Origin of the sequence: Magnetospirillum sp. LM-5 (genome assembly GCF_902729445.1) — a bacterium.
Lineage (GTDB): Bacteria > Pseudomonadota > Alphaproteobacteria > Rhodospirillales > Magnetospirillaceae > Magnetospirillum.
The window spans coordinates 76,244-96,537 of record NZ_CACVCE010000056.1 but is presented as its reverse complement, the minus strand read 5'-3'; the positions used below and the strand labels follow the sequence as shown (position 1 = coordinate 96,537).

Genomic DNA, 20,294 nt, shown 5'->3' with positions numbered 1-20,294 from the left:
TCAGCTCCTGGGAATGTTCAGGCGCAGCGCCACCGACAGGCCGTGGGCGCCCAAGCCCTCGGCCGCCGCCAGCGCCACCGCCGCCGGGCCGATGGCCCGCAATGATTGGGCGTCGCAGCCCAGCAGCGTGGTCCGCTTCATGAAATCATGCACCCCCAGCCCCGACGAGAACCGGGCCGAGCGCGCCGTCGGCAGCACATGGTTGGGGCCGCCGATATAATCACCGACCGCTTCCGGGGTATAGCGCCCCAGGAAGATGGCGCCGGCATTGGTGACTCGGGCGGCCAGGGCATCGGGGTCGGCCACCGCCAGTTCCAGATGCTCGGGCGCGATGCGGTCGATCAGGGCCACCGCCTGGTCGAGGTGGGAAACGGTGACGATGGCGCCGTGGGCGTTCCAGCTTTCCCGCGCGATGGCGGCGCGCGGCAAGGTCGCCAGATGGGTCTCGATTGCGGCGGCGACGCGGTCGCCGAACGCGGCATCGTCGGTGATCAGGATGCTTTGGGCGGCGGTGTCGTGCTCGGCCTGGGAGAGCAGATCGGCGGCGATCCAGGCCGGGTCGTTGGCGCCGTCGGCCACCACCAGGATTTCCGAGGGGCCGGCGATCATGTCGATGCCGACCGCGCCGAACACCTGGCGCTTGGCGGCGGCGACATAGGCGTTGCCGGGACCGACGATCTTATCGACCGGGCGGATGGTCGCGGTGCCATAGGCCAGGGCGGCCACCGCCTGGGCGCCGCCGATGCGGTAGATCTCGTCGATGCCGGCCAGCCGGGCAGCGGCCAACACCAGCGGGTTCAACTGGCCGTCGGGGGTCGGCACCACCATCACCAGGCGGCCGACGCCCGCCACCTTGGCCGGGATGGCGTTCATCAGCACCGACGACGGATAGGCGGCGGTACCGCCGGGAACATACAGGCCGGCGGCCTGGACGGCGGTCCAGCGGCAGCCCAGCCGCACGCCGGCCGCGTCGGTGTACTGATAGCCCTCGGGCAATTGGCGGCGATGGAAGTCGCGAATCCGCTCGGCCGCCAGTTCCAGCGCGGCCATCAGCTCGGCCGGCACACGGGCCAGGGCGGCATCGACCTCGGCGGCGGGGATGGCCAGGCCCGAGGGCGTCAGGCCGGGCAGCCGGTCGAAGCGGGCGGTATAATCGATCAGCGCCTGATCGCCCCGGGCGCGGACGTCGGCGATGATGGCGGCGACGGCGTCATTGACGTCGGCGGCGGTCTCGCGCTTGTCGTCCAGCAGGGCGGCGAAGGCCTGCTCGAAGCCGGAGGCCTCCGCGTCAAGCCGCTGCATCGCGGCCCTCGCAGGCATTGCGGAAGGAATCGATCCAGCCGGTCATCTCGGCCGGACGGGTCTTCAGGGCGGCGCGGTTGACGATCAGCCGGCTGGTCACCTGGGCGATCACCTCGACCTCTTTCAGACCGTTGGCTTTCAAGGTCGAACCGGTCGAGACCAGATCGACGATGCGCGAGCACAGACCCAGCGACGGCGCCAGCTCCATCGCGCCGTTCAGCTTGACGCACTCGGCCTGGACGCCATGTTCGGCGAAATAGCGCCGGGTCACTTCCGGGTACTTGGTGGCGATGCGGACATGGCTCCAGCGGCGGGGATCGTCGGTCAGGGCCAGATCGACCGGCTCGGCCACCGACAGGCGGCAGGCGCCGATGCCCAGGTCCAGCGGAGCGTAGATTTCCGGATAGTCGAATTCCATCAGCACGTCGTTGCCGGCGATTCCCAGATGAGCGGCGCCGAAGGCGACGAAGGTGGCGACGTCGAACGAGCGCACGCGGATGATGTCGATATGGGGATGGTTGGTGGCGAACCGCAACAGGCGGGTCTTGGGATTGTCGAACTCGGCCTCGGGCTCGATTCCGGCGGCACGCACCAGGGGCATCGCTTCGTCGAGGATGCGTCCCTTGGGCAGGGCAATCACCAGCTTGTCGTCCATCACCACGGTCACCTGACTCCAAAAAGGGGAGGTATTCTTACCTTTAATCCCGCCGCTATACCAGTCCCGCGAGGCGTTCGGCCAGCCAGCGGCCGATCTTGGCCGCCCCTTGCGGAGTATTGTGCAGGCGGTCGTAGAAGTCGCCTGGCTCGAACACCACCTCGCGGGCGAGGTCCAGGCACAGAAGGCCTTCGTCGTGGCACACCTGCAAGGTGGCGCGGTTCATCTCGGCCAGCAGGCGGTAATGATCGATCCCGTTCAGACCGTCGGCGGCGGCCAGACCCTGGACCTTGCCGCCGACCACCCGGTAATCGCCGCGCGGCTGGGTGACGAAGACCGGCACCGCCCCCATGGCGTGGATGCGCTCGGCCAGCAAGGTCAGGCGCTGGCGGTAGGATTCGGGGTGCGAGGCGGTCTGATCCGACCGCCAATCGGGTTTGTTGGGTACCTCGGTCCATTGCGCCTTGGCCCAATCGACCGGCTCGTGGGTCAGGCGCGCCCGTTTGGCGGCGACCAGCCCGGTCAATCGGTCGATCAGGCCCAGCACGGCGCTTTGCTGGCGGATGATCTTGACCAGCGATTGCTGCTTCAGGTCATCGACCCACGCCCCGGTGATGTGGATGTCGTTGATGCCGGCATAGACGATGACGAAGCGCGGCTTCAGGCCCGGCACATGGGGCAGCCAATTCTCCATGGCCTTGAGGTGGCCGATGGTACTTTGGCCATCGATGCCGGCATTGGCCACCACCACGCCGTCGCGGCCCAGTTCGGCCAGGCGCCGTTCCATCACCGCCTGCCAGGTCTGATCTTCCGCCAGATAAAGCTGGTTGGTGGTGCTGCCGCCGATGGTGACGATGGCCACCTGGGTCGGATCGACCTCGCCGCGAAAGCCCCAGCGGTCGCGGCGGAACCGATGGGTGCCGCCGCCGGCATAAAGGCTGGAGGCATCGATTGTGGTGGCGATCCCGCGCGGCAGGCCCAGCTTGTCCAGCGGGTCCGAGGACAGCCACGTCCCGAACCACAGCTCGGCCGCCACCACCAGGGCCAGCAGCACCAGCAGGTTGATGGCGACGATCTTGAGTATCTTGGCGGCCTTGGCGAACATGGGCGGGTTATACCGCCGATGGGGGGCTGGGGCAATCGGGCTGGGCGGGCGCCCTATTTCTCGATCAGTTCGAGATTGGCTTCGAAATTCAGCGTCACCGGGCAGGGCGAGCGTTCCTCGCCGCCGACCTTGCAGATGGCCGGCCAGGCCCCGGCATTGGCGACGTCCAGTTTCAGATATTGCGCCAGCTTGCACGAATAGATCCGCTCGATCGACTGGCCGGGGGCCACCTCGGCGGTCGGGATCAGCCACGAATTCAGCGGCACCTTATGACTGTCGAAGGTGTGGACCATCAGGAACAGGCCGACCTTCTCGGTGCCGGTATTGAAGGCGCGGGCCAACAGGCGACACGCGCTGCGCTCGGGCACGCCGGGATAGCTGACCTGGGTGATGGCGACGCGAAAGCCGCCGATCGGATCAAGCACGGTCGGGGCCGGCTTCAGCACCCGCTTCTGGATGGCGATCGAGGGCGGCGCCGGCTTGTCCGCTCCACCGCCACCGCCACCACCGCCCGAGGCCCAACCCGGAATCGGCAGCAGGCTCGCCACCAGGACCGCGATCCAGGCGGCGGCCCTGCGCATCAGCGCTCGTCCTCGTCGGCTTCGGGACCGGCCTCGACATCGATGGGGATGCCCGGCTGATGCTTGGAATTGCGGATGGCCAGGCTGCTCTTGACGTGGCTGATGTTGGGAGCCGCCGTCAGCTTGGTGGTCAGGAAACGCTGATAATCGTCCCAGTCATGGGCGACGATCTTCAGCAAAAAGTCGGTCTCGCCGGCCAGCATGTGGCACTCGCGCACCTCGGGCCAGGCCAGCACCAGCTCCTCGAATGCCTTGAGATCGGCCTCGGCCTGGCTGTTCAGGCCGACATGGGCGAAAACGGTGACGTTGAAGCCCAGGGCGTGCGGCTCGATCTCGGCGTGGTAGCCGCGGATATAGCCCGCCTCTTCCAAGGCGCGGACACGGCGAAGGCAGGGCGGTGCGGAAATGCCGGCACGCCGCGCCAATTCGACGTTGGTCATCCGACCGTCGGCTTGCAGATCCGCCAGGATTCGGCGGTCGATCCGGTCGAGCTTGACCCGTTGCATTCAAGGGACTCCAAAAGGACGGTGTTTCACGAAATTATATTACCAAGCCTTCGCGCATCCGCCAAGCCCGCGATTCCGCCGACGCGAACTATTCCAACATGGCCAGGGAAAGGTTGCTTCGGCGGAAAGGTTTACCCAATCAGGGGATGGGAGCCACTTTACAATCATTCTATCTTGTGCAACCGCCGCGACCCGGCTAGATTGTCGTCTCTGAATTCGCTTAACCCCATTTTGCATATGGAGACCGAAGGATGTCCGACGCCGTCAATCCGCTGAGCCTGGTGACCAAGGCCGCCCCCGACTTCACCGCGCCCGCCGTCATGCCCGACAATTCGATCGAGCAGGCGTTCAACCTGAAGTCCTATCTGGCCGGCTCGTATGGCCTGGTGTTCTTCTACCCGCTGGACTTCACCTTCGTCTGCCCGTCGGAAATCCTGGCCCACGACCACCGCGTCAAGGCCCTGGCCGACAAGAACTGCAAGGTTGTCGCGGTGTCGGTCGATTCCCACTTCACCCACCTGGCCTGGAAGAACACCGCCGTCGAGAAGGGCGGCCTGGGCAACGTCCAGTTCCCGATGGTCGCCGACCTGACCAAGTCGATCGCCAAGTCCTATGGCGTGCTGATCAACGACGCCGTGGCGCTTCGCGGTTCGTTCCTGATCGACAAGGACGGCAACGTCCAGGTCGCCCATGTCAACAACCTGCCGCTGGGCCGCAATGTCGACGAGATGCTGCGCCTGGTCGATGCCCTGCAGTTCCATGAAGAGCATGGCGAGGTCTGCCCCGCCGGCTGGCAGAAGGGCAAGGCCGGCATGAAGGCCAACCCGGCCGGCGTCGCCGAATACCTGGCCAAGCACGCCGGCGAGCTGTAATCCCCTTTTCCATAAGGGTCGATCCGGAAAGGGCGCGAGTCACTCGCGCCCTTTTTCGGTTGTGCGCCGGCTTGCACGGACGCCGCCCCCGACTTATTCTCAGGCGATAAATCAAAGGGAATATCCATGGCTACCCATCGCACCAAGGTCCTGATTCTCGGTTCCGGTCCGGCCGGCTGCACCGCGGCGATCTACGCCGCGCGCGCCAATCTGGAGCCCATCCTGGTCGCCGGCCTGCAGCCGGGCGGTCAGTTGACCATCACCACCGATGTCGAGAATTTCCCCGGCTTCGCCGAAGCGGTCCAGGGCCCCTGGCTGATGGAGCAGATGCAGGCCCAGGCCGAACATGTCGGCGCCCAGTTCCTGTACGACACCATCGTCGAGGTCGATCTGTCCAAGCGCCCGTTCGTGGCCAAGGGCGATTCCGGCGACGAATATATCGGCGACACCGTGATCGTCTGCACCGGCGCCACCGCCCGCTGGCTGGGCATCCCGTCGGAAAAGACCTATCAGGGCTTCGGCGTGTCGGCCTGCGCCACCTGCGACGGCTTCTTCTTCCGCAACAAGGAAGTGGTGGTGGTCGGCGGCGGCAACTCGGCGGTCGAGGAAGCCATCTACCTGTCGGGCATCGCCTCGAAGGTGACCTTGATCCATCGCCGCGATTCGCTCCGCGCCGAAAAGATCGCCCAGGACCGCTTGTTCGCCAACCCCAAGGTGGCCGTGGTGTGGGACAGCGTGGTCGACGAAATCCTGGGCTCGGGCACGCCGCCGGTGGTCACCTCGGTCCGCCTGAAGAACGTCAAGACCAACGCCACCAGCGAATTGTCGTGCGACGGCGTGTTCGTCGCCATCGGCCATTCGCCCAACACCGAATTGTTCAAGGGCGTGGTGACCATCGACGACGAGGGCTACATCGTCACCACCCCCGGCTCGACCGCCACCAACCTGCCCGGCCTGTTCGCCGCCGGCGACGTTCAGGACAAGGTGTTCCGCCAGGCGGTCACCGCCGCCGGCACCGGCTGCATGGCCGCGCTCGAGGCGGAACGCTTCCTCGCCGCGCATGGACACGGGTCTTAAGTTCCGGCACAGTGTTTCCCTCACCGGCCGGCCCCAACCATGGGACCGGCCGGCAATAACGACAAGACAGGCCGGGGGGCCTTCCAGGGATCATGGATTGGGATAAACTCAGGGTCTTCCACGCCGTGGCCGAAGCGGGCAGCTTCACCCACGCCGGAGAGGTCCTGAACCTCAGCCAGTCGGCGGTCAGCCGCCAGATCAGCGCGCTGGAAGAAAGCCTGAACCTGCCGCTGTTCCATCGCCATGCCCGCGGCCTGATCCTGACCGAGCAGGGCGAACTGCTGTACAAGACCGCCCGCGAAATCTTTTCCAAGCTGGCCATGACCGAGGCCCTGCTGACCGAAAGCCGCGAGCGGCCGCAAGGCCCGTTGAAGGTCACCACCACCGTCGCCTTCGGCAGCCTGTGGCTGACGCCACGCATCAAGGATTTCCTGGACCTTTATCCCGACATCGCCCTGACCATGGTGCTGTATGACGGCGAACTGGACCTGGCGATGCGCGAGGCCGACGTCGCCATCCGCATGATGCCGCCGCGTCAGCCCGACCTGATCCAGCGCCATCTGCTGACCATGAATTACAACGTCTACGCCTCGCCGGAATACCTGAAGAAGCACGGCGTTCCAACCACGCCCGAGGATTTGGACAACCACCACATCATCGTCTATGGCGACGATGCGCGCGTGTCGCCGCCGGTATCCAACGTCAACTGGCTGCTGGAAGCCGGCGCCCAGCCGTCCAGGCCGCGCCACCCGGTGCTTGAGGTCAATAACATCTACGGCATCTACCGTGCGGTGAAGTCGGGCCTGGGCATCGCCGCGATGCCCGACTACCTGTCGACCGAGGCCGACGCCCTGGTCAATATCCTGCCCGAACTGAAGGGCCCCAAGGTCGACGTTTATTTCGTCTACCCGGAAGAACTGCGCCATTCCAAGCGCATCACCGTCTTCCGCGACTTCCTGCTGCACAAGATTCAGGAATCCCTTTAATTCCCCCTGCCGCCAGTGCGCCCCGACCATTGGTATGCGTCAAACGCATGGCATGGCTGAATTTATTTGCATAGCAACAATATGCGTTATCCCGTACATATCAGGTCACAGGTTGCTGCGGCGCAGCACCTCGCAAGTTTAGGCGGATTTTGTACCCTCCCGCCGAGTTTCCCAGGCCGTTTGCCTGGGTTTCCAGGGCCTTCGGGTCCTACGTCTCCTAGACGTGAAGCCTCCCTGTTAGACTTTACCCCCCGGTGCATAACCGGGGGGTTTCTTTTTGTGCGCCTACAGACCAAAGAATCGCCCCAGTTCGCCCCCTTGACGATTGACACGGTTTTCGGAAGCTCACTTACTGTCCGACTGCTTTGCAACATGCCGGTTCGGGGTTGGTGATGGCGCGCTTCTTCTCTCGTCCGATCGTCGTGATCGCCTTGGTTCTGGCCGCGACCCTGGCGGCGGGGATCTATTTCGCCTCGCGCCAGACCTCGCCCGCCTCCGCTCGTGGCGCCCCCCAGGCCGGCGGCCCCGGCGGCGCGCCGCCGGTGACGGTGTCGGCCCCGGTCAAGCGCTCGGTCACCGAATGGCTGGAATTCACCGGCCAGTTCGCCGCCATCGATCATGTCGAGCTGCGCGCCCGGGTCGGCGGCTATCTGACCGACATCCACTTCGCCGACGGCCAGATGGTGCAAAAGGGCGACTTGTTGTTCACCATCGATCCCCGGCCTTATGAAATCGCCCTGGCCCAGGCCCGGGCCAAGCTGGAACAGGCCGGCGCCAGCCGCGACTTCGCCGGCCGCCAATTGTCGCGCGTCGACGAACTGCAGCGGCGCGACTACGCCCCCCAAACCCTGCTGGACCAGCGCCAGACCGAATCCAAGGGCGCCGGCGCCGCCGCCGAGGCCGCCCGCGCCGCCGTGCGCGAGGCAGAGTTGAACCTGCAATTCACCCGCATCACCGCCCCGGTTTCGGGCCGGGTGGGGGCGCGCCAGATCAGCATCGGCAATCTGGTGTCGGCCACCACCACCCCGACCTTGCTGACCACCATCGTCTCGCAGGACCCGCTTTACTTCACCTTCGACATGAGCGAGGCCGACCTGCTGGCCTTCCAGCGCGTGCATGGCGCGGTCTCCGCCCAGGGCCAACTGGACGTGCCGGTCGAACTGCGCCTGATGGACGAGAAGAGCTGGGGCCGCCAGGGGCGCCTGACCTTCATCGACAACCAGCTGGACAAGGCCAGCGGCACCATTCGGGCGCGGGCCACCCTTGCCAATACCGACAATTTCATCGCGCCCGGCGCCTTCGGCCGCATCCGCATGCCGGCCACCGCCCCCTTCGAGGCGCTGCTGCTGCCTGATGCCGCGGTGGTCACCGACCAGAACCGCAAGATCGTGATGATTGTCACCCCCGACGGCACCGTGGCGCCGCGCCCGGTCGAGATCGGCGGCCTGATCGATGGGTTGCGCATCATCCGCTCAGGGCTTGGCGCCGAGGATCAGGTGGTGATCAACGGACTGCTGCGGGCCAGACCCGGTTCGAAGGTGACGGCCCAGCCCGGCACCATCAAGTAGGGGGCGCCCGCCATGCGCCTTTCCCACTTCTTCATCGACCGCCCGATCTTCGCGACCGTGGTGTCGGCGCTGATCACCATCATCGGCGCCATCGCCTATTTCACCCTGCCGGTCGCGCAATACCCGGAAATCGCGCCGCCGACCATCATCGTCTCGGCGTCCTATCCCGGCGCCTCGGCCCGGGTGGTGTCGGAAACGGTGGCGACGCCCCTGGAACAGCAGATCAACGGCGTCGAGAACATGCTGTACATGAGCAGCCAGGCCACCGGCGACGGCAACCTGCGGCTCACCATCACCTTCGCGCTGGGCACCAATCTCGACACCGCCCAGGTGCTGGTGCAAAACCGCGTCGCCATCGCCCAGGCCCGCCTGCCCGACGAGGTCAAGCGCATCGGCGTCACCGTGGCGAAGAACTCGCCCGACATGCTGATGGTGATCCATATCTCGTCGCCCGATGAATCGCGCGATCAGATCTATCTGTCCAATTATGCCACCTTGCAGATCATGGACGTGCTGGCCCGCCTGGACGGGGTCGGCGATGTCCGCGTGTTCGGCGCCCGCGATTATGCCATGCGGGTGTGGCTGGACCCCGACAAGGCGGCGGCCCGCAACCTGACCGGCGGCGAGGTGGTGCGCGCGCTGCAATCGCAGAACGTCCAGGTCGCCGCCGGCATGCTGAACGCGCCGCCGATGCCCGACCAGGGCGCCTTCCAGTTCAGCGTGCAGACGCAAGGCCGCCTGACCGATCCCGCCCAATTCGGCAATGTCATCGTCAAGACCGATGCCGAAGGCCGCGTCACCCGCCTGAAGGACATCGCCCGCATCGAGCTGGGCGCCCAGGATTACAGCCTGAACGGCTATCTCGACCGCCGCCCGGCTGTTCCGGTGGCGGTGTTCCAGCGCCCCGGTTCCAACGCGCTGGCCACCGCCGAGCGCCTGTTGAAGAAGATGGAGGAGCTGTCGAAGGCCTTCCCGCCCGGGGTGCGCTATGACGTGCCCTACAACCCGACCCAGTTCATCGCCCAGTCGGTGTCGGCGGTCAACACCACCATCTTCGAGGCCATGGCCCTGGTGGTGGTGGTGGTGGTGCTGTTCCTGCAGACCTGGCGGGCCTCGGTGGTGCCGGTGGTGGCGATCCCGGTCTCGCTGGTCGGCACCTTCGCGGTACTGTCGGCGCTGGGCTATTCGCTCAACAACCTGTCGCTGTTCGGGCTGGTGCTGGCGGTCGGCATCGTCGTCGATGACGCCATCGTCGTGGTCGAAAACGTCGAGCGCAACATCCGCGAGGGCATGAGCCCCCGAAACGCCGCCCATGTCACCATGGACGAGGTGGGATCGGCCCTGATCTCGATCGCCCTGGTCTTATGCGCGGTGTTCATCCCGGCCGCCTTCATCCCCGGCATCTCGGGCGCCTTCTTCAAGCAATTCGCCGTGACCATCTCGGCCTCGACCATCATCTCGCTGATCGTATCACTGACCTTATCCCCAGCCCTGTGCGCATTGCTGTTCCGGGCCCACCACGCTGAACCCAAGCTGTCGGGGCCGGCCTGGACCCACCCTGTGCATAATTTCTTCGCCGCCTTTAACAAGGGCTTCGACCGCCTGGCCGGCGGCTATGGCAGCCTGACCCGCAAGGTCCTGCGGATGAGCGTCTTGATGCTGGTTCTCTATGGCGGCCTGATCGGTGTGGCCGGCTGGCAGTTCGCCACCACGCCCAAGGGCTTCATCCCCGACCAGGACCAGGGCTATCTGATCAACATCGTGCAATTGCCGGCCGGATCCTCGTTGGCCCGCACCGACAAGGTCGTCCGCCAGGCGGTCGAGATCATGCTGGCCACCCCGGGAGTCGCCCATGCGGTGCCGTTCGCCGGCCTGGATGCCTCGACCTTCACCAATGCCTCGAACGCGGCGGCGATCTTCGTGCCGCTGAAAAGCTTCGAGGAGCGCGCCGCGCTTGGGCTGCATTCGTCGGTCATCGCCGCCGACCTGAAAAAGCGCATGGGCGCGATCCAAGAAGCGATGATCATCACCGTGCAGCCGCCGCCGGTGCGCGGCATCGGCAGTGCCGGCGGCTTCAAGATGATCTTGCAGGACAAGGCCGGGCGCGGATCGAAGGCGCTGGAAGAGGTTGCCATCGACATGATGATGGCGGCCAACAAGGTGCCGGGCCTGATGAACGTCTTCACCCTTTACAACACCCGCACGCCGAACGTCTTCGCCGACCTGGACCGGGTTCGCGCCCAGATGCTGGGCGTGCCGGCCGACCGCGTCAACGAGGCGCTGCAGGTCTATCTGGGCTCGGTGTTCGTCAACGAATTCAACTTCCTGGGTCGCACCTACCGGGTCACCGCCCAGGCCGATTCCCAATTCCGCGACGACATCCGCGACATCGCCACTCTGAAGGTCAGGAACGACAAGGGCCAGATGGTGCCGATCGGCTCGGTGGCGTCGTTCAATTACGACACCGGCCCCTACCGCGTGCCGCGCTACAATCTGTATCCCGCCGCCGAGCTGCAAGGTGCTGCGATGCCCGGCTATTCGTCGGGCTACGCGCTGGATGCCATGCGCACTCTGGCCAATGAACGGCTGCCGGAAGGGTTCGGCTTCGAATGGACCGAGTTGGCCTTGCAGGAAATCCTGGCCGGCAATAACGGTCTTTTGGTGTTCGCCGCCTCGGTGCTGTTCGTGTTCCTGCTGCTGGCCGCCCAGTATGAAAGCTGGTCGCTGCCGCTGGCGGTGGTGCTGATCGTGCCGATGTGCCTGCTGGCCGGCATTTCCGGCCTGTTGGTGCGCGGCCTGCCCATCAACATCCTGGCCCAGATCGGCTTCATCGTGCTGATCGGACTGGCGGCCAAGAACGCCATCCTGATCGTCGAGTTCGCCCGTCAGGCCGAGAGCGTCGATGGCATGAACCGGATCGACGCCGCCGTGCATGCCGCCCGCACCCGCCTCAGGCCGATCCTGATGACCTCGCTGGCCTTCGTGCTGGGCGTGGCACCGCTGGTGTGGGGCATAGGCGCCGGCGCCGAAATGCGCCAGTCGCTGGGGACCGCGGTGTTCTCGGGAATGCTGGGCGTCACCGTGTTCGGCCTGATCTTCACGCCGATCTTCTATGTGGTGATCCGCGCGATGGTCGCCCGCTGGTACGGCCGCGAGCATCCTCACTAACGTCACACCCCATTCATGGTCGGTTCGCCTGCGCGCGATAGGCTATTCATACTTCCGGGTTATAAAGGCATAGTGGTGTTTGGCCTCGCGAGCCGGAAAGACGGGGATGCGGACAAGATATCGGGCAACAGCGACCTTCGCCCTGACCGGACTGACGATGTTGCTGGTGGCGTTCTTCGCCACCATGACCATCAGCCTGCGCATGGCCTTGAACGGCATCGAGACCTCGTCGGTCGCCGCCAACCATTCGTTGTCGCACAGTTTCCTTAACCTGACCTGGCCGCTGGTCCGCCCGTTGCTGCCGCCCCCCGGCAACCGCACGCCCGCTATCTTACGCGAATGGCCCGACAACGACTATATCGACGAGCTGATGCGGCGGTTCGCCCGGCGTTCGGACATCGTCAAGGTGGTAATTTACGATCCCACCGGCATCACCCTTTATTCCACCAACCGCGAGCAGATCGGCACCGACCGCTCGAACTATCCTGGCTTCGCGAAGGCCCGCTCGGGCCAGATGTCGGCCGAAATGTCGTTCAGGAAAAGCTTCCAGGCCGCCGAAGGCGAGCTGACCAACCGTCATGTCGTCGGCAGCTATGTCCCGGTGCTGACCGATCAAGGCGAGGTCGAGGCGATCGTCGAGATCTATTCCGACCGCACCAATTCGGTCGAGGCTGCCAAGGCCGAGCAGCAATCGCTGGGTTTCGGCCTGGCCGGCATTTTCCTGACGGTCTATGGCCTGCTGGTAATCGTGGTGTGGCGCCTGGACCGGGCGCAGTTACAAAAGACTCTGCAATTGACCCAGCTGGCCGACGAGAACGCCGCCGCGCGCGCCGCCGCCGAAAGCGCCACCCGGGCAAAATCCGAGTTCCTGGCCACCATGAGCCACGAGATCAGGACGCCGATGAACGGGGTGATCGGCATGACCGGCTTGTTGCTCGACACGCCATTGACGGCCGAGCAGCGCCATTTCGCCGAAACCATCCGCGAATCGGGCGAATCGCTGCTGACGGTGATCAACGACATCCTGGATTTCTCGAAGATGGAGGCCGGCAAGTTCGACATCGACGATACCGAGTTCGAACTGGTGCCGCTGATCGAAAGCGTGGTCGATATCTTGTCGCCGCGCGCCCACGCCAAGGGCATCGACATCACGTGCCAACTGGACACAGCGGTCAGCCTGATCGTCCAGGGCGACCCCAGCCGCCTGCGCCAGATCCTGATGAACCTGGCCGGCAATGCGGTAAAGTTCACCCAGGCCGGCGCGGTGCGCATCGAAGCGGCCATCGAGATTGCCGACGAAAACCGCCCGACCTTCCGCTTTGCCGTCCACGACACCGGCATCGGCATTCCCGCCGAGGCCCAGGCCCGCCTGTTTTCGATGTTCACCCAGGTCGATTCATCGACGGCGCGCCGCTTCGGCGGCACCGGACTGGGCTTGGCCATCTCGAAGCGACTGACCGAGCTGATGGGCGGCACCATCGGCCTGACCAGCGAGGAGGGGAGCGGCAGCACCTTCTGGATCCACCTGCCCTTGATCAAGAAGGGCGAAGTGGCCCCCGCCACCGCCGAGCTGGCCGGAAAGAGGGTCCTGGTGGTCGATGACAACCCGGCCAATTGCGAAATTCTGGTCCGGCAATTGCGGTCGGCCGGCGTGACGGCCGAGGCCAAGGCCACCGGCAACGAGGCCTTCGCCACCTTGGTCATGTCGGCGATGACGGCAACGCCGTGGGACGCGGCCCTGATCGACCTGCAGATGCCCGACATCACCGGGCCCGACCTGATCCGTTTGATCCGCTCGGAACCGACCATTCGCGACGTGCGCCTGATCCTGACCTCGTCGCAGGGCGGATTGCGCGACGACAAGGTGGCGGCAATGATTGACGGTTTCCTGCACAAGCCGCTGCACCAGGGCGCGGTCATCCACGCGCTGGAAAGCGTCCTGTCGGGCCGAGGCGGCCACGATCCGGCCATCATGGCCGCTCCGGCGGCGGGGCCGGCGGCGGCCGAGTGCGCGCTTCGCATCCTGGTCGCCGAGGACAATCCGGTCAATCAGCAGGTCGCCACCGGCTTGCTGCGCAAGCTGGGCCATTTCGTCGATGTCGCCAGCGATGGCCAGGAAGCGGTCGAGGCGGCGCGGTCGTTCCCCTATGACCTGATCCTGATGGACGTGCAGATGCCGGAGATGGACGGCCTGGAAGCCACCCGCGTCATTCGCGGCCTGCCTTTGCCGGCGGCGGCCATCCCGATCGTCGCCATGACCGCCAACGCCATGCAGGGCGACGACCAGATCTGCCTGGCCGCCGGCATGAACGGCTATATCAGCAAGCCGATCGACCGGACCAAGCTGATCGAGCTTCTGGCCCGCTACGCCCAACTGCCGCCCAGCCTGTGCCGGCCGGCCGAGACCAATGGCCCCGCCGCCTCGGAGCGGGTCGATTTCGCAGCACTTGCCGCGCTGGCCGAGGACCTCGACGCCGACACCGTGGCCGGATTGCTGGTCGGCCTGCGCGCCGACGCCATCCGCCGGGCCGAGGAAATCGTGCAAGCTCGCCAAGCCGGCGATTGCGACACCGTGCGCCGCCAGGCCCACACCATCAAGGGCGCCGCGTCGAACCTGGGCCTGATCGCTCTGACCGAGGCGGCGCGCGAAGCCGAGGATTGTGCCCGCGACGGCCGGATCGATACCGAGGCGCTGGACCGGCTGGCGGCGGCCGTCGCCGCCATCGATTCCGACCTGGCCGGAACGCCCTTCGCCCTGCCCGCCCAGGCTTAAGGTTGCACCTGAAAGGACCGGGTGCTAACGTCCCGACCGTTTCACCGCACCTTTTAAAGTTTGCCGGAGTATCCCCTCGCATGTCGCTGGACAAAGGCACCGTGCGCGCCATCGCTGAATTGGCCCGCATCGACGTCCCCGAAGACGAACTGGATCATCTGGCCGGCGAATTGTCCGGCATCCTGACCTTCGTCGAGCATCTGTCGGAAGTGAACACAGAAGGCGTCGCCCCGATGAACTCGGTGGCCGACCTTGGCCTGCCGATGCGCGCCGACATCGTCACCGACGGCAACCAGGCCGAGGCCGTGCTGGCCAACGCCCCCGATGCCATGGACGGCTTCTTCACCGTGCCGAAGGTGGTGGAATGATGGAGCGTAGCGACTGGGCCCCGCCGGCTTCGCCGGCATTCATCGGATGCGTGCTTCGCACGCAGGCCCCGCGAGCCAATGCGAGCGTAAGCCCAGCGCGCGGATGCGCGCGCCCGGCATTTGAGGGCCACACGAAATGACCAACCTCACCAAGCTCACCATCGCCGGCGCGCTGAATGGCCTGTCCAAGGGCGAGTTCACCGCCGTCGAACTGACCGAGGCCCACATCAAGGCCACCGAGGCCAAGCGTGCCTTGAACGCCTTCATCACCGAAACGCCGGACATGGCGCGTGAGCAGGCCAAGGAATCCGACGCCCGGCGCACGGCCGGCAAGGCCGGCGCGCTGGACGGCATCCCGCTGGGCATCAAGGACCTGTTCTGCACCAAGGGCGTGCCGACCACCGCTGCCAGCCACATCCTGGACGGCTTCACCCCCCAGTACGAATCCACCGTCACCGCCAATCTGAAGGCGGCCGGTGCGGTATCCCTGGGCAAGCTGAACCTGGACGAGTTCGCCATGGGCTCGTCCAACCTGACCAGCTATTACGGCGGCGCCGTCAATCCCTGGACCAAGACGTCCGATCCATCGGCCAAACTGGTGCCCGGCGGCTCGTCGGGCGGTTCCGCGGCAGCCGTGGCTGCGCGCATGGTCATGGGCGCCACCGGCACCGATACCGGCGGCTCGATCCGTCAGCCCGCCGCCTTCTGCGGCATCACCGGCATCAAGCCGACCTATGGCCGCTGCTCGCGTTGGGGCGTCGTCGCCTTCGCCAGCTCGCTGGACCAGCCCGGCCCGATGGCCCGCACGGTGGAAGATTGCGCCCTGCTGCTGGGCGCCATGGCCGGCCACGACCCCAAGGATTCCACCTCGGCCCCGGTCGCGGTGCCCGACTTCGCCGCCGCGCTGACCGGCGACATTCGCGGCCTGAAGGTCGGCATTCCGCTGGAATACCGCCCCGATGGCCTGAACGCTGAAGTGTCCAAGGCGTGGGAGCTGGGAATCCAGTGGCTGAAGGATGCCGGCGCCACCCCGGTCGAGATCAGCCTGCCCCACACCAAGTACGCCCTGCCGGTCTATTACATCGTCGCCCCGGCCGAGGCCTCGTCGAACCTGGCCCGCTATGACGGCGTGCGCTTCGGGCTGCGGGTGCCCGGCAGCTCGCTGGACGACATGTACAAGAAGACCCGCGCCGCCGGGTTCGGTAAGGAAGTGCGTCGGCGCATCATGATCGGCACCTACGTCCTGTCGGCCGGCTATTACGACGCCTATTACGCCAAGGCCCAGAAGGTGCGCCGCCTGATCGCCCGGGATTTCACCAAGGCCTTCCAGACCGTCGACGTCATCTTGACCCCGACCGCGCCGTCGGCCGCCTTCGGCATGACCGAAACCACCGACGATCCGGTGACCATGTGGCTGAACGACGTGTTCACCATCCCGACCAGCCTGGCCGGTCTGCCCGGCCTGTCCTTGCCGGTCGGCCTGAACTCGGACGGGCTGCCGCTGGGCCTGCAATTGATCGGGCGCCCGTTCGACGAGGAAACTTTGTTCAAGGTCGCAGGCGTGATGGAGAAAGCCGCGTCCTTTACCGCCGTGCCGGAGGGTGTGTGAGATGGCTTACGTGATCCAGGGCGAGACCGGCGATTGGGAACTGGTCATCGGGCTTGAGGTGCACGCGCAAGTCATCTCGAAGGCCAAGCTGTTTTCCGGCGCCGCCACCGAGTTCGGCGCCGAGCCCAACAGCCAGGTCAGCTTCGTCGATGCCGGCTTCCCCGGCATGCTGCCGGTGATCAACGAGCTTTGCGTCGAGCAGGCGGTGCGCACCGGCCTGGGCCTGAAGGCCCAGATCAACCTGACGAGCGTGTTCGCCCGCAAGAACTATTTCTATGCCGACCTGCCGCAGGGCTATCAGATCAGCCAGTATGAACTGCCGATCGTCGGCGAGGGCACGCTGCTGATCGACCTGCCCGACGGCACGACCAAGGCGGTGGGTATCGAACGCCTGCATCTGGAACAAGATGCCGGCAAGTCGATGCACGACCAGCACCCGACCAAGTCGTTCATCGACCTGAACCGTTCGGGCGTGGCCTTGATGGAAATCGTCTCGAAGCCCGACATGCGCAGCCCGGAAGAAGCCGGCGCCTATCTGACCAAGCTGCGCACCATCCTGCGCTATCTGGAAACCTGCGACGGCAACATGCAGGAAGGCAGCATGCGCTGCGACGCCAACGTCTCGGTCAGGAAGGTCGGCGAGCAGGGCCTGCGCACCCGCTGCGAGATCAAGAACGTCAATTCGATCCGCTTCGTTCAGCAGGCCATCGAATACGAGGCCCGACGCCATATCGACGTCTATGAATCGGGCGGCGACATCCGCCAGGAAACCCGGCTGTTCGATTCCGGCAAGGGCGAGACCCGCTCGATGCGGTCGAAGGAACACGCCCACGATTACCGCTATTTCCCCGATCCCGACCTGCTGCCGCTGGTGATCGGCCAGGATTTCGTCGACGGCATCAAGGCCACCCTGCCCGAGCTGCCCGACGACAAGAAGGCCCGCTTCATGGCTGATTTCGGCCTGAACGCCTATGATGCCGGCGTGCTGGTGGCCGAACGTGCCTCGGCCGACTTCTTCGAGGAGGTGGCCAAGGGCCGCGATTCCAAGATGGCCGCCAACTGGATCATGGGCGACTTCTTCGCCGCCATGAATTCCGGCGATTATTCGTGGGAAAAGCCGCCGGTCACCGCCGCCAACCTGGGTGGCATGATCGACCTGATCAAGGACGGCACCATCTCGACCCGCCTGGCCAAGGACGTCTTCATCTTCATGGTGGAATCCGGCAAGAGCCCGGCCGCCATCGTCGAGGAAAAGGGCCTGAAGCAGGTCACCGATACCGGCGCCATCGAGAAGGCCATCGACGAGGTGTTCGCCGCCAACCCCGACAAGGTGGCCGAGGTCAAGGGCGGCAAGGACAAGCTGATGGGCTGGTTCGTCGGCCAGGTGATGAAGGCGACCCAGGGCAAGGCCAACCCCGCCATGCTGAACGAACTGATCGCCAAAAAGTTCAAGGAGTAGCATTGTAGGGAGGGGCGCGAAGTTTCTTGACTCGGGTCATAAAACTGTCACAAACGCCCTTCCCTTTCTCCAGTCCCCGGCGGTCCCTCGTTGCCAGCCCACAGCCAAGGAATCCAGTTCGCCGCGCTTCCTTACAAGGTTGAGGACGGCAAGGCGTTGGTCATGCTGGTCACCTCGCGCGAGACCAAGCGGTGGATCCTGCCCAAGGGCCAGCCGGAAAAGGACCTGAAGCCGCACGAGGTCGCCAAGGCCGAAGCCTATGAAGAGGCCGGCCTGAAGGGCAGCATCGCCAAGAAGGCCTTCGCCTCCTTCGCCAGCACCAAGCGGCTGAAAAGCGGCACCGAGCGCCCAGTCCTGGTCAAGGTCTACCTGCTGCGCGTCGAGGCCGAGCGCGGCACCTGGCCCGAACAGGGCCAGCGCGAGCGCCGCTGGTTCACCCCCGCCGAGGCCGCCACCATCGTCGGCGAGCCTGAACTGGTGCCGATCTTGCTGGATTTCGGCTCGCGCTGGGCCTGACGCGCTGCATCGCGGGAAGACGAATGCCGACCAATGTGATATGACGATTTTGTGACACCATCACGGGGACAGCCATGTTTCTTCGCCTGCTTCGCAAGCTCATGCCGAAGGAAGAGCAATTCGTCGATAATTTCGCCGCCCATGCCGCCTGCATGGTGTCGGGCGCCCAGGCGCTGACGGCGATGATGCAGGCGTCTGGCCCCGACCGCGACGCCAAGTTCAAGGAAGTCTGCACCATCGAGGGCCAGGCCGACGCCATCGCCCGCGACACCTTGATCTCGCTGCACAAGGCCTTCATCACCCCGTTCGACCGGTCCGACATCCACGCGCTTTCGACCGCGCTGGACGACGCCATCGACCTGATCGAGGAAGTGGCCCAGCGGGCCGCTCTGTACCGGCTGGAAACCTTCAGCCCGCGCATGCTGGAACTGGCGGCGATGATCGAGAAGTCGGCCGTGTTGCTGACCCAGGCCATCCCGCTGCTGCACGACGTCAACCGCAACGTCGCCACCATCAACGGCCTGTGCGAGCAGGTCGGCAAGATCGAAAGCGATGCCGACCGGCTGCTGCGCACCGCACTGTCGGAACTGATCGCCAATGGGCCGTCCTCGATCGAGTTCCTGGGCCGCAAAGAGGTCTATGAACTGCTGGAGACGGTCACCGACCGTTGCGACGACGTCGCCGACCTGATCGAAGGCATCCTTCTGGATCACGTGTGATCCCATGGACGCGGTCACACTCAGCCTGCCGGCCCTGATCGCCATCATCGTGGTGGCGCTGGCCTTCGACTTCATCAACGGCCTGCACGACGCCGCCAATTCGATCGCCACCGTGGTCTCGACCCGGGTGCTGCCGCCGAAATACGCCGTCGCCTGGGCCGCCTTCTTCAACTTCATCGCCTTCCTGTTCTTCGGCCTGCATGTGGCCAAGACCGTCGGCACCGGCATCGTCCAACCCAGCGTGGTCGATCCGTTCATCATCCTGGCCGCCCTGGTCGGCGCCATCTTCTGGAATCTGTTCACCTGGTGGCTGGGCTTCCCGTCATCGTCGTCGCACGCCTTGATCGGCGGGCTGGCCGGTGCCGCGATCGCCAAGGCCGGCCTGTCCGGCCTGGCCACCGCCGGCTTCACCAAGACCGCGCTGGCCATCGTCGGCTCACCCTTATCGGGCTTCATACTGGCGGTGATGCTGATGATCCTGGTCAACTGGGTCCTGCGCCGGGCGACGCCGTTCCTGGTCGATAAGGGCTTCCGCCATTTGCAATTGGTGTCGGCGGCGCTGTATTCGCTGGGTCACGGCGGCAACGACGCCCAGAAGACCATGGGCATCATCGCCGTGCTGCTGTTTTCCCAAGGCTATCTGGGCGACACCTTCTATGTGCCGTTCTGGGTGGTGATGGCGGCGCAGGTGGCCATGGGCCTGGGCACGCTGATGGGCGGCTGGCGCATCGTCAAGACCATGGGCTCGAAGATCACCGACTTGAAGCCGTTCCAGGGCTTCTGCGCCGAAACCGCCGGGGCCATGACCCTGTTCGGCGCCACCTGGCTGGGCATCCCGGTCTCGACCACCCACACCATCACCGGGGCCATCGTCGGCGTCGGCTCGATCAGGCGGGCCAGCGCGGTGCGCTGGGGCCTGGCCGCCAATATCGTGGTGGCCTGGGTCTGCACCATCCCGGCCGCCGGACTGGTGGCGGCGGGATTCTATTGGCTGGTGACGACAGTGCACTGACGCCCGAGTCAGGGCGCC

17 protein-coding genes are annotated in these 20,294 nt (G+C 65.5%); 12 read left to right on the top strand and 5 right to left on the bottom strand.

The window, feature by feature from the left end; all coding sequences use genetic code 11:
• Genes hisD through MTBLM5_RS15740 form a run of 5 tightly spaced genes read right to left on the bottom strand, consistent with a single transcriptional unit; the run spans window position 1 to window position 4,149 of the window.
• Window positions 1-1,302, bottom strand: coding sequence for a histidinol dehydrogenase (gene hisD, locus MTBLM5_RS15760; RefSeq protein ID WP_173977015.1), 1,302 nt, complete (start codon window positions 1,300-1,302; stop codon window positions 1-3).
• Window positions 1,289-1,963 carry an ATP phosphoribosyltransferase gene (gene hisG, locus MTBLM5_RS15755; protein WP_156521058.1) on the bottom strand — a complete coding sequence of 225 codons (675 nt, stop codon included), beginning with the start codon at window positions 1,961-1,963 and terminating at the stop codon, window positions 1,289-1,291. Before hisG ends, hisD begins: the two co-directional genes overlap by 14 nt.
• 49 nt (window positions 1,964-2,012) lie before the next feature.
• Window positions 2,013-3,062: an SGNH/GDSL hydrolase family protein gene (locus MTBLM5_RS15750; protein WP_173977014.1), complete on the bottom strand. Its 1,050-nt coding sequence runs from the start codon at window positions 3,060-3,062 to the stop codon at window positions 2,013-2,015.
• 53 nt (window positions 3,063-3,115) lie between these two features.
• On the bottom strand, window positions 3,116-3,643 hold the full coding sequence (locus tag MTBLM5_RS15745) for a hypothetical protein (RefSeq protein ID WP_173977013.1): 528 nt from the start codon (window positions 3,641-3,643) through the stop codon (window positions 3,116-3,118).
• Window positions 3,643-4,149 (bottom strand): Lrp/AsnC family transcriptional regulator, encoded by a 507-nt coding sequence (locus MTBLM5_RS15740; protein ID WP_173977012.1) that lies wholly within the window; start codon window positions 4,147-4,149, stop codon window positions 3,643-3,645. The genes MTBLM5_RS15745 and MTBLM5_RS15740 overlap by 1 nt, the downstream gene beginning before the upstream one ends.
• Window positions 4,150-4,400: 251 nt before the next feature.
• Here MTBLM5_RS15740 and MTBLM5_RS15735 point away from each other — a divergent pair, with 251 nt between their 5' ends.
• The 12 genes from MTBLM5_RS15735 (at window position 4,401) to MTBLM5_RS15680 (ending at window position 20,276) form a co-directional block, all read left to right on the top strand.
• Window positions 4,401-5,021, top strand: coding sequence for a peroxiredoxin (locus MTBLM5_RS15735; protein ID WP_173977011.1), 621 nt, complete (start codon window positions 4,401-4,403; stop codon window positions 5,019-5,021).
• Between the two features lie 126 nt (window positions 5,022-5,147).
• Window positions 5,148-6,098, top strand: a complete 951-nt coding sequence (gene trxB / locus MTBLM5_RS15730; protein ID WP_173977010.1) for a thioredoxin-disulfide reductase — start codon at window positions 5,148-5,150, stop codon at window positions 6,096-6,098.
• Between the two features lie 92 nt (window positions 6,099-6,190).
• Complete coding sequence (locus tag MTBLM5_RS15725; protein ID WP_173977009.1) at window positions 6,191-7,084, top strand: LysR family transcriptional regulator; 894 nt, start codon at window positions 6,191-6,193, stop codon at window positions 7,082-7,084.
• A gap of 392 nt (window positions 7,085-7,476) precedes the next feature.
• Complete coding sequence (locus tag MTBLM5_RS15720) at window positions 7,477-8,652, top strand: efflux RND transporter periplasmic adaptor subunit (RefSeq protein ID WP_173977008.1); 1,176 nt, start codon at window positions 7,477-7,479, stop codon at window positions 8,650-8,652.
• Window positions 8,653-8,664: 12 nt separating this feature from the next.
• On the top strand, window positions 8,665-11,820 hold the full coding sequence (locus MTBLM5_RS15715; RefSeq protein WP_173977007.1) for an efflux RND transporter permease subunit: 3,156 nt from the start codon (window positions 8,665-8,667) through the stop codon (window positions 11,818-11,820).
• Window positions 11,821-11,926: 106 nt separating this feature from the next.
• Window positions 11,927-14,593, top strand: a complete 2,667-nt coding sequence (locus MTBLM5_RS15710) for a hybrid sensor histidine kinase/response regulator (RefSeq protein ID WP_173977006.1) — start codon at window positions 11,927-11,929, stop codon at window positions 14,591-14,593.
• A gap of 80 nt (window positions 14,594-14,673) precedes the next feature.
• Window positions 14,674-14,961 carry an Asp-tRNA(Asn)/Glu-tRNA(Gln) amidotransferase subunit GatC gene (gatC, locus tag MTBLM5_RS15705; RefSeq protein ID WP_173977005.1) on the top strand — a complete coding sequence of 96 codons (288 nt, stop codon included), beginning with the start codon at window positions 14,674-14,676 and terminating at the stop codon, window positions 14,959-14,961.
• Window positions 14,962-15,097: 136 nt separating this feature from the next.
• Complete coding sequence (gene gatA, locus MTBLM5_RS15700; RefSeq protein WP_173977004.1) at window positions 15,098-16,570, top strand: Asp-tRNA(Asn)/Glu-tRNA(Gln) amidotransferase subunit GatA; 1,473 nt, start codon at window positions 15,098-15,100, stop codon at window positions 16,568-16,570.
• 1 nt (window position 16,571) lies between these two features.
• Window positions 16,572-18,029: an Asp-tRNA(Asn)/Glu-tRNA(Gln) amidotransferase subunit GatB gene (gene gatB, locus MTBLM5_RS15695; protein ID WP_173977003.1), complete on the top strand. Its 1,458-nt coding sequence runs from the start codon at window positions 16,572-16,574 to the stop codon at window positions 18,027-18,029.
• 90 nt (window positions 18,030-18,119) lie between these two features.
• The gene (locus tag MTBLM5_RS15690) at window positions 18,120-18,545 is read left to right on the top strand and encodes an NUDIX hydrolase (RefSeq protein WP_254431088.1); all 426 of its coding nucleotides are present in this window, start codon (window positions 18,120-18,122) and stop codon (window positions 18,543-18,545) included.
• 74 nt (window positions 18,546-18,619) lie between these two features.
• A complete protein-coding gene (locus tag MTBLM5_RS15685) occupies window positions 18,620-19,264 on the top strand; it encodes a DUF47 domain-containing protein (RefSeq protein ID WP_173977002.1) in 645 nt (214 codons plus the stop codon).
• A gap of 4 nt (window positions 19,265-19,268) precedes the next feature.
• On the top strand, window positions 19,269-20,276 hold the full coding sequence (locus tag MTBLM5_RS15680; protein ID WP_173977001.1) for an inorganic phosphate transporter: 1,008 nt from the start codon (window positions 19,269-19,271) through the stop codon (window positions 20,274-20,276).
• Window positions 20,277-20,294 lie beyond the last annotated feature (18 nt).

Bases quoted from the DNA above. Each gene is read 5' to 3' on its own strand.
- gatB (WP_173977003.1), top strand. From the start codon at position 16,572: ATGGCTTACGTGATCCAGGGCGAGACCGGCGATTGGGAACTGGTCATC.
- hisD (WP_173977015.1), bottom strand. From the start codon at position 1,302: ATGCAGCGGCTTGACGCGGAGGCCTCCGGCTTCGAGCAGGCCTTCGCC.
- MTBLM5_RS15685 (WP_173977002.1), top strand. From the start codon at position 18,620: ATGTTTCTTCGCCTGCTTCGCAAGCTCATGCCGAAGGAAGAGCAATTC.
- MTBLM5_RS15750 (WP_173977014.1), bottom strand. From the start codon at position 3,062: ATGTTCGCCAAGGCCGCCAAGATACTCAAGATCGTCGCCATCAACCTG.
- MTBLM5_RS15740 (WP_173977012.1), bottom strand. From the start codon at position 4,149: ATGCAACGGGTCAAGCTCGACCGGATCGACCGCCGAATCCTGGCGGAT.
- MTBLM5_RS15680 (WP_173977001.1), top strand. From the start codon at position 19,269: ATGGACGCGGTCACACTCAGCCTGCCGGCCCTGATCGCCATCATCGTG.
- MTBLM5_RS15735 (WP_173977011.1), top strand. From the start codon at position 4,401: ATGTCCGACGCCGTCAATCCGCTGAGCCTGGTGACCAAGGCCGCCCCC.
- MTBLM5_RS15720 (WP_173977008.1), top strand. From the start codon at position 7,477: ATGGCGCGCTTCTTCTCTCGTCCGATCGTCGTGATCGCCTTGGTTCTG.
- MTBLM5_RS15745 (WP_173977013.1), bottom strand. From the start codon at position 3,643: ATGCGCAGGGCCGCCGCCTGGATCGCGGTCCTGGTGGCGAGCCTGCTG.
- gatA (WP_173977004.1), top strand. From the start codon at position 15,098: ATGACCAACCTCACCAAGCTCACCATCGCCGGCGCGCTGAATGGCCTG.
- MTBLM5_RS15715 (WP_173977007.1), top strand. From the start codon at position 8,665: ATGCGCCTTTCCCACTTCTTCATCGACCGCCCGATCTTCGCGACCGTG.
- MTBLM5_RS15710 (WP_173977006.1), top strand. From the start codon at position 11,927: ATGCGGACAAGATATCGGGCAACAGCGACCTTCGCCCTGACCGGACTG.
- gatC (WP_173977005.1), top strand. From the start codon at position 14,674: ATGTCGCTGGACAAAGGCACCGTGCGCGCCATCGCTGAATTGGCCCGC.
- MTBLM5_RS15725 (WP_173977009.1), top strand. From the start codon at position 6,191: ATGGATTGGGATAAACTCAGGGTCTTCCACGCCGTGGCCGAAGCGGGC.
- trxB (WP_173977010.1), top strand. From the start codon at position 5,148: ATGGCTACCCATCGCACCAAGGTCCTGATTCTCGGTTCCGGTCCGGCC.